Annotated in this window: 14 protein-coding genes; 10 read left to right on the top strand and 4 right to left on the bottom strand. The window is 46.7% G+C overall.

Annotation, left to right across the window (positions count from 1 at the left end; translation table 11 throughout):
• Window positions 1-18: 18 nt before the first annotated feature.
• The 6 genes from LL912_RS06385 (at window position 19) to LL912_RS06360 (ending at window position 6,073) form a co-directional block, all read left to right on the top strand.
• Entirely contained in the window at window positions 19-1,173 is a 1,155-nt protein-coding gene (locus LL912_RS06385; protein ID WP_235552746.1) for an esterase-like activity of phytase family protein, read from the top strand.
• Window positions 1,174-1,175: 2 nt separating this feature from the next.
• Window positions 1,176-2,006 carry an SGNH/GDSL hydrolase family protein gene (locus tag LL912_RS06380; protein WP_235552745.1) on the top strand — a complete coding sequence of 277 codons (831 nt, stop codon included), beginning with the start codon at window positions 1,176-1,178 and terminating at the stop codon, window positions 2,004-2,006.
• Window positions 2,007-2,084: 78 nt separating this feature from the next.
• The gene (locus tag LL912_RS06375) at window positions 2,085-2,948 is read left to right on the top strand and encodes an SPFH domain-containing protein (protein WP_235552744.1); all 864 of its coding nucleotides are present in this window, start codon (window positions 2,085-2,087) and stop codon (window positions 2,946-2,948) included.
• A gap of 10 nt (window positions 2,949-2,958) precedes the next feature.
• Window positions 2,959-3,144, top strand: coding sequence for an Arc family DNA binding domain-containing protein (locus LL912_RS06370; protein ID WP_235552743.1), 186 nt, complete (start codon window positions 2,959-2,961; stop codon window positions 3,142-3,144).
• A gap of 83 nt (window positions 3,145-3,227) precedes the next feature.
• Complete coding sequence (locus LL912_RS06365) at window positions 3,228-5,675, top strand: penicillin acylase family protein (RefSeq protein ID WP_235552742.1); 2,448 nt, start codon at window positions 3,228-3,230, stop codon at window positions 5,673-5,675.
• A gap of 47 nt (window positions 5,676-5,722) precedes the next feature.
• On the top strand, window positions 5,723-6,073 hold the full coding sequence (locus tag LL912_RS06360) for a hypothetical protein (RefSeq protein WP_235552741.1): 351 nt from the start codon (window positions 5,723-5,725) through the stop codon (window positions 6,071-6,073).
• A 143-nt stretch (window positions 6,074-6,216) separates the two neighbouring features.
• On the opposite strand, the gene LL912_RS06355 is transcribed toward LL912_RS06360, so the two are convergent.
• The 3 genes from LL912_RS06355 to LL912_RS06345 form a co-directional block, all read right to left on the bottom strand.
• Window positions 6,217-7,650 (bottom strand): M56 family metallopeptidase, encoded by a 1,434-nt coding sequence (locus LL912_RS06355; protein WP_235552740.1) that lies wholly within the window; start codon window positions 7,648-7,650, stop codon window positions 6,217-6,219.
• 23 nt (window positions 7,651-7,673) lie between these two features.
• Window positions 7,674-8,045, bottom strand: coding sequence for an energy transducer TonB (locus tag LL912_RS06350; protein WP_235552739.1), 372 nt, complete (start codon window positions 8,043-8,045; stop codon window positions 7,674-7,676).
• Window positions 8,046-8,293: 248 nt separating this feature from the next.
• A complete protein-coding gene (locus tag LL912_RS06345; protein ID WP_235552738.1) occupies window positions 8,294-8,665 on the bottom strand; it encodes a BlaI/MecI/CopY family transcriptional regulator in 372 nt (123 codons plus the stop codon).
• A gap of 232 nt (window positions 8,666-8,897) precedes the next feature.
• On the opposite strand from LL912_RS06345, the gene trhO reads away from it, so the two are divergent.
• Window positions 8,898-9,926: an oxygen-dependent tRNA uridine(34) hydroxylase TrhO gene (gene trhO, locus LL912_RS06340; RefSeq protein WP_235552737.1), complete on the top strand. Its 1,029-nt coding sequence runs from the start codon at window positions 8,898-8,900 to the stop codon at window positions 9,924-9,926.
• An 88-nt stretch (window positions 9,927-10,014) separates the two neighbouring features.
• Window positions 10,015-10,200 (top strand): hypothetical protein, encoded by a 186-nt coding sequence (locus LL912_RS06335; protein ID WP_235552736.1) that lies wholly within the window; start codon window positions 10,015-10,017, stop codon window positions 10,198-10,200.
• Between the two features lie 74 nt (window positions 10,201-10,274).
• Here the strand turns inward: LL912_RS06335 and LL912_RS06330 are convergent, their stop codons facing one another.
• A complete protein-coding gene (locus tag LL912_RS06330) occupies window positions 10,275-10,694 on the bottom strand; it encodes a nucleoside-diphosphate kinase (protein ID WP_235552735.1) in 420 nt (139 codons plus the stop codon).
• Between the two features lie 131 nt (window positions 10,695-10,825).
• On the opposite strand from LL912_RS06330, the gene LL912_RS06325 reads away from it, so the two are divergent.
• Window positions 10,826-11,785 carry a DHH family phosphoesterase gene (locus tag LL912_RS06325; RefSeq protein ID WP_319941340.1) on the top strand — a complete coding sequence of 320 codons (960 nt, stop codon included), beginning with the start codon at window positions 10,826-10,828 and terminating at the stop codon, window positions 11,783-11,785.
• An 18-nt stretch (window positions 11,786-11,803) separates the two neighbouring features.
• Window positions 11,804-12,841 (top strand): FKBP-type peptidyl-prolyl cis-trans isomerase, encoded by a 1,038-nt coding sequence (locus LL912_RS06320; RefSeq protein ID WP_235552733.1) that lies wholly within the window; start codon window positions 11,804-11,806, stop codon window positions 12,839-12,841.
• Window positions 12,842-12,899: the final 58 nt, after the last annotated feature.

Here is a 12,899-nt window from a genome sequence, read left to right as displayed (position 1 = left end):
TGTACCTGTTTTAAAGCTATGAAATCTTCAATTTTAGCTGTGTTTATCTTCCTGATAACCGGATGTGCCGTACAGCGGAACACTGCTTCCTTACCACATCCGGCGGCACCCCTGTCCATCACACAATTGAAATTCCTGGATGAATATGAGCTTCCTTTTGAGCTGCAATATAAAAATACCTGGGTGGGGGGCTTATCGGGTATTGATTACGACCGCAGCAGCGATCAGTATTTTATCATTAGTGATGAACGGTCCGCCACCAGTCCTTCGCGTTTTTATACGGCGCGCATCCGGATCTCCGGCAATAAGATCGATACCATTTTCTTTACCGGTGTGCAAACCCTTAAAATGGCCAACGGCAAAACGTTTCCATCCTTAAAAGAAGGCGCTCAGGAAGCAGCCGATCCGGAATCCATCCGCTTTAATCCGAGAACCAACCGGTTGGTATGGTCCAGCGAGGGAGACCGTGCAGAGCGGAATGGCACCATCAATATAAAAGACCCCTGGGTGTGGGAAATGGACCTGCAGGGTCAGTACCTGGATAGTTTTGCGTTACCGCCAAACATGCATGTGCACACAACGGAAAACGGTCCGCGGGTAAACGGCGTATTTGAAGGGCTGGGTTTCACAAACGATTACCGCCATCTTTTTGTAAGTGTAGAAGAGCCTTTGTATGAAGATGGCCCGAGGGCGGATGTGGATTACGCCGGCGCCCCGGTACGGATCCTGAAATATGATGCGGTGTCTCACAAACCAATTGCGCAATATGCCTACCTGCTGGATGCTGTAGCCCGTAAACCCAATCCGGCCACGGCTTTCCGCGTAAACGGTATTTCCGAAATCATGGTGCTTGATGAACACCGCTTGCTGGTGATGGAACGCTCGTTTTCGATGGGGAATTCCTATTGCACGATAAAGATTTACATAGCGGACCTGGACGGAGCAACGGATGTATTCGGGAAAAGCGGCCTGGATACCGATAAAACATACCAGCCGGTTTCAAAAAAATTGTTGCTCAATATGAATGATCTCAACCGCTATATCGACAATGTAGAAGGGATTACACTGGGTCCGAAATTGGCCAATGGGCATTATTCGTTGTTGCTGATCGCCGACAACAATTTTAGCAAGGAAGAAAAAACACAGGTATTCCTGTTTGAAATTATTCCATGAAAATGAAAAAACGAACGATTGCATTGCTGTTCTTTTTCCTCCTGATTAGCGGGTTTAAAAAGCAGGATATTAAATGGGTGGCCATTGGCGACAGCATCACCTACCTGAATGAACATTTGAATGAAACCGGTAACCGGGTTGCGAAAGGATATCTGACACTGGTAACAGAGCAATTGCCCTTTGTGCATTATACAAATAAGGGGTATAACGGCTGGACGGCAGGGCGTATTGCCGCAAATTTTGATTCGTTGTACATACCCTTTGCGGATGTATACACGGTATTACTGGGAACCAACGACTGGTGGCAGGGCCGGCCGGTTGGATCGGTGAATGATTATAAAGCTGCATCCGGTGAAGGCACCATTTATGGGTCGTTCCGGATCATTGTGAGCGGTCTGCGCAAGAGCAATCCCAATGCCCGGATTATTTTGATAACACCGTTGCAGCGGACCGATTTTGTTTACCTGTTCAATATGAAAAACAATGCATGGGGATCTTATAAAGATAAAGATGGCCAGTCGTTAAAGCAGGTGGCTGCTGCTGTTAAAAACATTGCTGCAATGGAAGGACTGGAGTGTATCGATCTTTATAATGATCCTGAACTCAGGGAAAAAGACCTGGTCCGTTTTAAATGGTTGAAGGATCCTGCCACCGGTAAATATCGCCGTTATGAGTTTCCTGATTTTCAAAAAATCCCGTTTAACCCCGAAACGGATGAATATCCATACCCTGAAGCGGCCATCGGCCTTACCTATGACGGCCTGCATCCTTCCGATAAAGGAAACCGGATCATTGCCCGCCGCATTGTGTCGCTGCTTTCGAAACAGCCCTGAAACATCCGGAAAATAAAATTTTGAACGCGGGAAATCCTTTGTATCTTTATGATATTATTTTAATATCAAATTAAAACTATGGAAAAATCATTAAAACCCATGTCCGGTTACCTTGCACTGGTAATCGCCATTGCGCTGACCGGAATTGGTATCTACCTGCTTGTAAACGCGGAGCATCAGGTTCCGTGGTTGGTTGGTGGTATTTTGCTGATGCTGCTGAGTATGTTTTTTCTGAAAGGGCTCATGATCATACAGCCCAACCATTCGAGGGTGTTGAATTTTTTCGGGAAGTATGTAGGCTCTGTCAAAGAGAACGGGCTGTTCTTTGTAAATCCGCTGTATGGTAGTTATAAGCTCAGCTTGCGATACCAGAACTTCCAGGGCCAAACCTTAAAGGTGAATGATAAAATGGGCAACCCAATTGAGATAGGGGCGGTGATTGTTTGGCGGGTAGGCGATACCTATAAGGCGGCCTACCAGGTAGCCAATTATATCGATTATGTGCGCACCCAAAGTGAAGCGGCGGTGCGGCACCTCGCTGTAAGTTTTGCTTACGACAGCATGGAGGATGAACAGGCAGAGATCACGCTACGGGATGGCGGTGAGCGGGTAAACAAGATCCTGGAGCAGGAGCTGGCCGAACGCCTGGAACCGGCGGGCATTGTTATACAGGAAGCGCGCATCAGTCACCTGGCCTATGCTCCGGAAATAGCCGGCGCCATGTTGCAACGGCAGCAGGCAACAGCTATTGTTGCAGCCAGGATCAAGATCGTAGAAGGCGCTGTGGGCATGGTTGACCTGGCATTGAAAAAATTGTCGCAGGAAAATATTGTGGAACTGGATGACGAACGGAAAGCTGCCATGGTCAGCAACCTGATGGTAGTGCTCTGTGGTGAGAAAGCGGCAACACCGGTATTAAATGCCGGAACATTGTATCAATAAAAACGGGACCTTGAAAGAGAAGAAGAGCTTTGTATTGCGGATCGATCAGGCAGCGTACAATTTACTGGAGAAGTGGGCTGCTGACGAGTTCAGGAGTGTGAACGGGCAGATCGAATACCTGTTGCAACGGGCGCTGATCGAATCGGGCAGGAAAAAGCCAAAGGAGCAGGAGGATGCACCGGCCAGGAAGAAATAAACCGGGACTTTCTGGTTTATTTTGGGAAGGGGCTTTTTCCGGATTGGCTTTTAATCCTTAACTTGCTGATACAAGGTCTATTTATGAGAATCATTTCGTTCCTGTTCACTACTGCTGCTACTGTATTGCTGGTATATTTGCTGAACCGACCCCTGGGCGATAAAGTGCCCATGCCTGTTGGTAATTTCTTAAGCCCGCAAACAGGTTTCTGGCAAAATGCCGAAGACACTGCCGCCGGTTTTAACGCCGATCTTTCATTTCCACAGTTAAAGGGAAAAGCGGAAGTTTATTTTGATGAACGCCTGGTGCCGCATGTATTTGCAGAAAATGACGAAGATCTTTATTTTGTACAGGGCTACCTGCATGCGAAATTCAGGTTGTTTCAAATGGACCTGCAGACAAAGGCCGCGGAAGGCAGGGTGAGTGAAATTGCAGGGGCGAAAGCGATCAACTATGACCGCGAACAGCGGCGGCTGGGAATGAAGTTCGCGGCGGAGAACTCGTTGCATACGATGGAAAAGGACCCGAAGGCGCGTGCAGTATATACGGCTTATACCGCAGGGGTTAATGCTTATATCCACTCACTAAAAAAAAGTGATCTTCCGCTCGAATATAAGATCCTGAATTTTGAACCTGAGGAATGGACCAATTTAAGAACAGCGCTGCTGCTGAAAATGATGGCCAAGATGCTGGCTTCGGGAACTGAAAAAGATCTGGCCTACTCCCGGCTGCACCAGGTTTTTTCAACCAGTCAGATCAATCTGCTGTACCCGCAGATACCGGACTCCCTGAAGCCGATTGTGCCACCGGGTGATGCCTTTGCCAAACCGGCCATCACACCAGTGATGCCTGCTGACGCAGATTCAGCCTATTTTAAAGAAGTGCCGCCGGTAACTGCTTTTGAACAATATACTCCCGACAGGGATAACGGCAGCAATAACTGGGTAGTGGCGGGCAGTAAAACAGCGAGCAGCGCGCCCATCCTGGCCAATGATCCTCACCTCGAATTATCGCTGCCATCGATATGGTACGAGATGCAACTTAGTACCCCGCAAGGTAACACCTATGGAGCAACCCTGCCAGGTAGTCCGTTTGTAATCATTGGTTTTAACGACAGCATTGCCTGGGGCGTTACCAACGCCCAACGGGATGTAAAGGATTATTATGCCATCCGGTTTAAAGACAGCCTGCGCAATGCGTACTGGTTCGAAAACCGGTGGAAGCTGGCGCAGCAGCGGATTGAAGCCATTAAAGTAAAAGGCGGCGCTACCGTTTATGATACGGTAGCCTATACCGTTTTTGGCCCGGTGATGTACGACGAAAGCTTCCGGGATACCTTAACCAAACAGAACGGGCTGGCTGTTAAATGGACAGCACATCATACCGGTGATGATGGAAACACCTTCTACCTGCTGAACCGGGCAAAGAATTACGACGACTATGTAAATGCCATTCAATTCTTCGAATGCCCGGGTCAGAATTTTGTTTTCGCCTCCAAGTCGGGCACTATCGCGCTGTGGCAGCAGGGCCGGTTCCCGGCACGATGGAACAACCAGGGCATGTATGTTATGCCCGGAACGGATCGGCGCTATGACTGGCAGGGCGATATTCCCCAGGTGGAAAATCCCCATGCGCTAAACCCGGCACGCGGCTACCTGTTTAGTGCCAATCAACGCCCGGCAGACGGCGCGTATCCGTATTACATACCGGGAGCTTATATCACTCCCAGGGCCAGCGCAATAGAGCTGTACCTGCGCTCGATGAACCATATTACTGCAGCAGATATGATGAAGCTGCAGAACAATTATTTTAATATCATGGCCCGGGATATGATGCCCCTGTTGCTCAGCTATACCGATACAAGCCTGCTGACTCCTGGTGCAAAAAAATATTATGACCAGGTAAGGAGTTGGGACCTGTTTGCAGGACCGCTTTCCATAGGGCAAACAATTTATCAGACATGGATGGATTCGCTTTCCACCAATGTATGGCAGGACGAATTGGCCAGGGCAGGTTTTAAAGTAGAAATGCCGGCGGAGGAAACACTGATGGAACTCTTGAAAAAGGATTCCGCTGCTATGGGGTATGTTGATAACATCAATACGCCGGAGCAGGAAACCCTGCAAATGCAGGTAACGGATGCCCTCAATAAAACGGCAAAGATGCTGGCCGGTATAGAAAAAGAAGGGCGGGCGGAATGGGCAAAATTTAAAGATGTAAGCGTTTATCATTTACTGAAGGAGGCGCTGTTACCCTTTGCCCACACAGGGCTCAATGTAGGAGGATGGGGGAATATCATCAATGCGGTTAAAAAAAGCCATGGTCCCAGCTGGCGGATGGTGGTGCAGCTGGGTACACCAACGGAAGCCTATGGGGTTTATCCCGGCGGGCAAAGCGGAAATCCCGGAAGCCGTTTTTATGACAACGCGATCAATACCTGGGCCACGGGTAATTATTACCGGTTGTGGATGATGAACAGGAGTGAGCAGGGGGATGCCCGCGTAAAATGGCGGATGAATTTTGTAAAATAATCATTGGCGCCGGATGATCGCCGGCCACCGTTTTAATAGAAATGAACATGAAATTTTTTGTCAGCATTGTTTCCATCAGTGTATTATCGTATATCTCCGGTATTTATCTTCCCTGGTGGGGGATAGCGGTGGCTGGTTTTGTGGTAGCCGTATTATTGCAGCAAAAGCCGGCACTTTCTTTTTGGTCGGGTTTTATCGGCGTATTCCTTCTTTGGTTGTTCCTGGCCTGGCGCATAAATGCAGCCAACGACGGCATCCTCGCCGGCCGCATTGGTTTATTGCTGGGTATTGGAAAAAGTCCCCTGCTGCTGGCAGTGATTACCGGCGTTATTGGCGGGGTGGTGGCGGGGCTGGGGGCTCTTAGCGCATCTTACCTTCACCCGCGTATAAAAAAATGACCCGTAGCATGTCAATGCCTGTTCCCAAAAATGTGATGCCCGCCAACAAAAGAGGATGCCTATGGCTAAGACATCCTCATCACATGCAATGAATACCCCGGATGTTTTGATGACCGGGAATATCCTTATTGAACAGTTCTCCACTATCCTTCAGTAACCTGGAATGTGATCGGCTGTTTGCGGTATGCTTTTACGTTTTTACCGTTCATGGTGGCCGGCGTCCATTTGCCGGATTGCTTAATAACACGCAAGGCTTCGGCGCCCATTCCGAAACCCGGATCCTTTATCACTTTCGCATCACTGATATTGCCTTCAACATCCACTATGAATTGCACGATGATTTGGTAATTGCCCGGAACGGCCCCGTTTTCTACAGGTACCTCGCCCCGGAGGTTGGTGGTCAGGTAACGCGACCAGTCGCCCGAATACCGTGCATCCTGTTCGACCTTAGTATACACTTCTGGTTCATTATCCTTTACCACAACAGGAGTAGTAAAGCGTTTGGTTGCTTTCGCTTCCGCATCTTTTACAATTTTGGGCGGGGTGAATTTTTTTACTTCTGTTTTAATGGAGTCTGCCGCGGCGACTGCCGTGCTCTCTGAAACGGCAGGGGCGAGCACCTGTGTACTATCCGATGTTGCAACGGTTGGCTGGGACGCCTGCAGCGTTGCAGCCTGCTTCGGAGGCATATTGGCCGACTGGCAGCTAATCATAAACAGAGCAGCCGCAAACAGGAACAGGAGCATTGCCATCCATTGCCGTAATGCATCATACCGGTGGCGGTTTGCGCTTGTTAACATGGCAATTCTTCTTTTTAGCTGGTGGTTATAAAAGGAGTGTACCAGCCGTGTTTGTTTCATATGAATGGCTTCTGTAACCAGGAGGGTGGCGTATTCAAACCCGTTCGTATTGCCGGCCGCAAATGCATCCGCAGAAAATTCATGCACGGTTTTCAGCTCGTTTTTCATCAGCCAGAAAAAAGGATTGATCCATGCAATAGCGGTAATGATCTCTGTAAATAACACATCAATACTATGCCGCTGGCGAATGTGATGATATTCGTGTTGCAATATTTTTTTACCTCCTTCGGAATGCTCGTCCACGCTGCGTGCCCAGAACAGCCAGTTAAAAAAAGAATAGGGGGCGGAAGGATCCTGCGTTTCAATAATCGTAATGGAATGCCAGTGCTGAACGGTGCTGCTCACGCGTTTTTTTATAAGCGCAACAACACCGGCGGCAATCTTTACCATGAGAAAAAAAGCAATGCCCATGTAAAGCAGGTACCAGAACTGGATGCCATCCGCCCCGGAAGAGGACCGGGAAGATACCATTACTTCAGGCAGCAACAGCTCATTATATTTTACCAGTGTTTGAATGCTGATGTTGCTGTCCTTTGTTAAAGAAACATAGAACGGCACTTTAATAAACGGTACCGCAATGCTGAACAAAAAGCTGCCGAGCAAAAAGAAACGGTTAAACCGGTGCAGTTTTCTGTTCTTGAGAAAGAGTAGGTAATAGGCATAAAGCAGGCCGGAACATAAAAAGAGCTGCAGAAAATAAATGGCAATTGTTTTCATAAAAATGGCGTTTTAAATTACAATCAGTTTACCATAAACGTGATCGGTTGTTTCCGGTAGGCTTTTACCGGGCGTTTGTTTTGCATGGCCGGTATCCATTTCCCTGAAATGCTGATGACTCTTACGGCTTCCTCGCCTATGCCAAAGCCGGGGTCTTTTAATACTTTTATATCACTAACATTACCTTTTGTGTCTACTACAAACTGAACGATCACCAGGTACTTGCCGGGTTTTGCGCCATTCTTAAGGGGCGTGTCTCCCCGTAGATTGGTTGTTAGAAAATGCATCCAATCGCCTGCATATTTCGCATCCTGGTCTACTTTTGTAAAGATGTCAGGTTGCCCCGTGGCTTTTTCAGGGATGGTGTCCGGTGTTGGTAAAAATGCTGGCCGCATATTGTTCATCGTCTTTGGGACAGCGCAACAGGTAAAGGCAAACAGGCAAAATACGAGCACGGGGATGGGGCGTACTATTATCTTGCACAGAGAGCGGCAGGTGGTCTTGTTGATTTTTGTAAACATGGCGATTCTTCGTTTTAATTGGTTGTTGAAAAATGAATGGGTAGCTGTAAAATTGTTTTTGATGAAACCGTCCTTTTCTTAAATGAAATGGTAATAGTCGTAAGCGGCTCCGGTGTACAGGATCACTTTTTCGACGCTTGCTGACGTTTGATCTGTTCCAGTAATTGCTCAAGCTCTTCAATACTTAGGTTGTTTTCCTTAACCATAAAGGAAACAACGTTGCTGAAAGACCCCTCAAAATATCCTTTTACCATCTGCTTCATTGTTTTTTTTGAATACGCCTCCTTGCTTACAGCCGGTACATACTGGTGCTGACGTCCAAACACATTTACAGTTACAAATGCTTTTTCCACCAGAATCTTCAAAATGGTGGCCACGGTATTCTGGTGGGGTTTGGGAGGGGGCAGCAGTTCGAGGATCTCTCTTAAAAACATCGGTCCTTGCTGCCATAGCGCCTGCATAATCTGCTCTTCCGCTTTTGTAAGTTGTTTCATAAAATCGTATTTTGGAGCAAGGTAAAACTAAATATTTAGTTTTACAACTATTTTTTTAGTTTTATTGAATTGAGCAGGTATGCGGCGTATAAACGGCGGAGCCACAGTCGATTTGGATTTGCCTGGTTAAAAGGAAATCAGTACTTTTGCGCTGAAATTTGGTGCAGCCTGCAACTGCCCAATTAAAAGTTTTTAATTATCACGGCATTCGTGGTTCAAATTTCAGCACAATATGGCATTGCATAACCGCATATCACGCAAGGAATTAAAGGAGCGCATATTAACAGATACCACACCGCGCACCACAATCTCTTTTTATTGCTATTTCAAAATAGAAGACCCTGTTGCTTATCGTAATGCGCTCTATAAATCGTTTTCGGCTATTGGCGTATTGGGGCGCATCTATATTGCTGCTGAAGGAATTAATGCACAAATAAGTGTGCCTTCTGACAACCTTGAACAGCTCCGGTCCGTCTTAAGCGGTACGCCGGCATTGGAGGGACTCCGTTTGAATATTGCGGTGGATGATGACGGAAAATCGTTTTATGTGCTGGATATAAAAGTACGTGAGAAAATCGTTGCAGACGGTATCGACGACCCCGGCTTCGATATGTCCAAAAAAGGAAAATATGTTGATGCCGGTGCATTTAACAATTTAACAAATGATCCGGAAACGATTGTGATCGACATGAGGAATCACTATGAGTTTGAAGTAGGACATTTTGAAAATGCTATAGAGATCCCCAGCGATACGTTTCGTGATCAGTTGCCGATGGCAGTGGATATGATGCAGGAACACATGGATAAAAATATTATTATGTACTGTACGGGAGGGATCCGATGCGAAAAAGCCTCCGCTTACATGTTGCATAGGGGGTTTAAGAATGTGTACCACCTCGAAGGAGGAATCATCAATTATGTAAACCAGATCAAGGAAAAAAAGCTGGTAAACAAATTTCATGGCAAGAATTTTGTTTTTGACCAGCGGTTGGGTGAACGGGTAACGGACGAAATCATCGCCAGTTGCCACCAGTGTGGCAAACCTTCCGACACGCATGTAAATTGTGTGAACGACGCTTGTCACCTGTTATTTATCCAATGTGAGGAATGTAAAAAAAAGTACGACAGCTGCTGCAGTACAGACTGCCAGGAGTTTATACACCTGCCGGAAGAGCAGCAAAAAGAAATGCGGAAAGGGATCGATCTCGGTCGGAATGTATTCAATAAATCCCGTGCACGTTTGAAGGACTTAATAAATTAATAATGGCAGAGGCGGTAGTCACAGCGTTTTTTTCGCTACCTTGCCGCCAGCCTTTTATTCCAAGTTAACTATATTAAAAACCGGTTTTATGAAACGCTTATTTTCTATTCTATTACTGATCTTTCTTACGTCAGTGCCCTCTCTTTTATTCATTGCCAATCACCGTATGCAGGAAGAAGAAAAAATGGCAACGTACCATCCCGTTCATCAAAGAGGATTGTCGCAGAATGTGGTTTTATCCTCAAATGTCATTTCCATACCGGAAGTGCGATAGGGATGTAAAGAGCATCAAAAAGCCGGCCTCCTACAAGAGCCGGCTTTTTCATTATGATTAATTCCTCTATGAAATTAGAGTACCCTTTCCAGTCCGCTGAAAAAGAAATCACCTTCGATTTTGGCATTTTCATCGCTGTCACTGCCATGAACAGCATTTTCGCCTAAGGAGGTAGCATATAATTTACGGATGGTGCCTTCTGCGGCCTTGGCAGGGTCGGTAGCGCCGATCAGTTCCCGGAAGGCGGCAACAGCATTTTCTTTTTCGAGAATAGCGGCAACAATAGGTCCGCTGCTCATGAACGCTACCAGCTCCCCGTAAAAAGGACGCTCTTTATGTACGGCATAAAATTCACCGGCTTTGTCGGCTGATAACCGGGTTACTTTCAATGCAACGATTTTATAGCCTTCTTTAATAAAACGATCAATAATAACGCCCGCATGTCCGTTTTTCATGGCATCCGGCTTGATCATAGTAAAAGTACGATTACTCATTTTAAGATTTAATTTAATTTGGCCGGCAAATTTAGGAAAAATCCTCCACTCTAAATCATAGATTTACCTATTTTTGCGCCTCATTGAAACCAATAACAGACATATTTCCGATTTTAAGACAGCCGGCTAAAGTGGTGATAACCATGCACCAGAAGCCAGATGCGGATGCTATGGGTGCTTCCCTGGGGTGGGCGCATTATCTTAAAAAACTGGGACATACAATTACGGTGGTATCGCCCACCAACTGGGCACCCTGGCTGAACTGGATGCCAGGTGCAGGTCAGGTACTGAACTACGATAAGGAACGCGAGAAGGCACAGGCGGCCCTTGCTGAAGCGGCCTGGTTATTTTGCCTGGATTTTAATATTTTTCATCGTACCAAGAATTTTGAACAGGATCTGTACAAGGCGCAGTGTTTAAAGGTACTGATCGATCACCACCGGGAACCGGATGTACAGTCTTTTGATTTTGGCATCAGTAATGTGGCCAAAAGTTCTACCTGTGAAATGATCTTTGACCTGATCCTGGCGGCAGGAGACGAAGCGATGCTGGACAAAGAGATCAGTGCCTGTTTGTATGCCGGGCTGATCGCAGATACCGGCTCTTTCCGGTTTGATGCCACTACGCCTGCGGTACATGAAATGGCTGCCCGGTTGATGGAACAGGGGATCCGGCATACCGAAATTCATAGTTTGCTGTTCGATAATTTCCTGGAAAACCGACTGCGTTTTATGGGGCATGTGTTTTCGCACCGCCTCGAATTTTTTTACGAATACAATACGGCGCTTATCGCAATTCCCAAATATGACATCATAAAGTATGAAATAAAAACCGGAGACACCGAAGGCCTGGTAAATTTCCCGTTGTCGGTACAGGGGATCAAACTGGCCGCACTGGTAATAGACCGGGAAGAAGAGCGGAAATGGAGTTTTCGCAGCAAGGACGATTTTGATTGCAACACGTTTGCCCGTACCTACTTTAACGGAGGCGGGCACTTTAATGCCTCCGGCGGCGGATCAAAAGACAGCCTGCCTGAAACCATTAATAAGTTTAAACAGGCATTAAAAGAGAACGAGCATTTATTACAATAATTAACACAAAAAGCGATAATGAAACGATTCAGAACTATTGGGCTGTTCCTGTTTACGGCGATTGCCTTTACTGCTTGCAAAAATACAGAATTCAAAACCTTACCCAGCGGTCTCAAGTATATGATAATTCCCGGAGAAGGGAAAGACAGTGCCGCGGTAGGAAATGTTTTAAAGCTAAACATGAAGGTACGGCTCAGCGGGAATAAGGATACCGTACTGGCAGATACGTATGGCAAGCTTCCTTTTTACACAGCGGTTCGCGCGCTGCCCCCGGGGCAATCGCTATATGATCCATCAGAATTGTTTCCCCGGCTAAAAAAAGGTGACAGCCTTGTGGTATTGATCTATGTGGATTCAGCCATTCAAAAAGGGATGTTACCTGAAGCACAGCTGCCGCCTTATTTAAAGAAGGGGGATAAACTAACATATACCTACAAGGTTTTGGAGATCTTTAAATCCGATAGCATTGCCCGGGCCGATTACCAGAAGGAAATGATCAAAGATGCACCGCGCCAGCAAAAAGAGCAGGAGGCCATGATGATGAAGATGAAGGACGAAAAGGAGGCCGCTCAAAAAGCAGAAGATGCAGCACTGGAACAATCGGGAGAGAAAGCAAAGCAAACTGCATTTGTTGAGGGCATTCTTAAGCAAAAAGGCATTAATGCCAGTAAAACCCCATTGGGCGCATTTATAAAACTGGACAGTCCGGGAACAGGAGCGCAGGTTGCGGACGCTAAATACGTGACCGTAAAATATACAGGGAAAAAGATGCTGAATGATAGTACCTTTGAAGGGCCCAGCTCTTTCACCACCAAGGTGGGAATCGGGGGTATTATCCGGGGACTGGAAGATGGATTAAAGCAATTCAGGCAAGGAGGGAAGGGAACAGTTTATATTCCTGGTTACCTGGCTTATGGCAAAACGCCTCCTCCGGGTGCGCCGTTTAAAGAATATGAGCCCTTGTCTTTTGAGGTTGAAATTGCGGCAGTAAGTGATAGCATGCCTGCGCCTCAATTGCCGCCGGTAGCGCCGCCTGCCGAAAAGGAAAAAAAATAATTAAGGAAGAAAACCGTTCAAATTGGCTGTCTTTATTATTGAATGAGGCAGCCATTTT

This window comes from Niabella agricola (genome assembly GCF_021538615.1).
In the GTDB taxonomy this organism is placed as follows: Bacteria; Bacteroidota; Bacteroidia; order Chitinophagales; family Chitinophagaceae; genus Niabella; species Niabella agricola.
The sequence above is the reverse complement of the archived record's forward strand: the minus strand, read 5'-3'. Positions and strand labels throughout refer to the sequence as shown.

Coding starts and splice junctions, on each gene's coding strand:
- LL912_RS06330 (WP_235552735.1), bottom strand. CDS start 10,694: ATGAGTAATCGTACTTTTACTATGATCAAGCCGGATGCCATGAAAAAC.
- LL912_RS06335 (WP_235552736.1), top strand. CDS start 10,015: ATGAAACGCTTATTTTCTATTCTATTACTGATCTTTCTTACGTCAGTG.
- LL912_RS06355 (WP_235552740.1), bottom strand. CDS start 7,650: ATGAAAACAATTGCCATTTATTTTCTGCAGCTCTTTTTATGTTCCGGC.
- LL912_RS06380 (WP_235552745.1), top strand. CDS start 1,176: ATGAAAAAACGAACGATTGCATTGCTGTTCTTTTTCCTCCTGATTAGC.
- LL912_RS06360 (WP_235552741.1), top strand. CDS start 5,723: ATGAAATTTTTTGTCAGCATTGTTTCCATCAGTGTATTATCGTATATC.
- LL912_RS06350 (WP_235552739.1), bottom strand. CDS start 8,045: ATGCGGCCAGCATTTTTACCAACACCGGACACCATCCCTGAAAAAGCC.
- trhO (WP_235552737.1), top strand. CDS start 8,898: ATGGCATTGCATAACCGCATATCACGCAAGGAATTAAAGGAGCGCATA.
- LL912_RS06365 (WP_235552742.1), top strand. CDS start 3,228: ATGAGAATCATTTCGTTCCTGTTCACTACTGCTGCTACTGTATTGCTG.
- LL912_RS06320 (WP_235552733.1), top strand. CDS start 11,804: ATGAAACGATTCAGAACTATTGGGCTGTTCCTGTTTACGGCGATTGCC.
- LL912_RS06345 (WP_235552738.1), bottom strand. CDS start 8,665: ATGAAACAACTTACAAAAGCGGAAGAGCAGATTATGCAGGCGCTATGG.
- LL912_RS06385 (WP_235552746.1), top strand. CDS start 19: ATGAAATCTTCAATTTTAGCTGTGTTTATCTTCCTGATAACCGGATGT.
- LL912_RS06375 (WP_235552744.1), top strand. CDS start 2,085: ATGGAAAAATCATTAAAACCCATGTCCGGTTACCTTGCACTGGTAATC.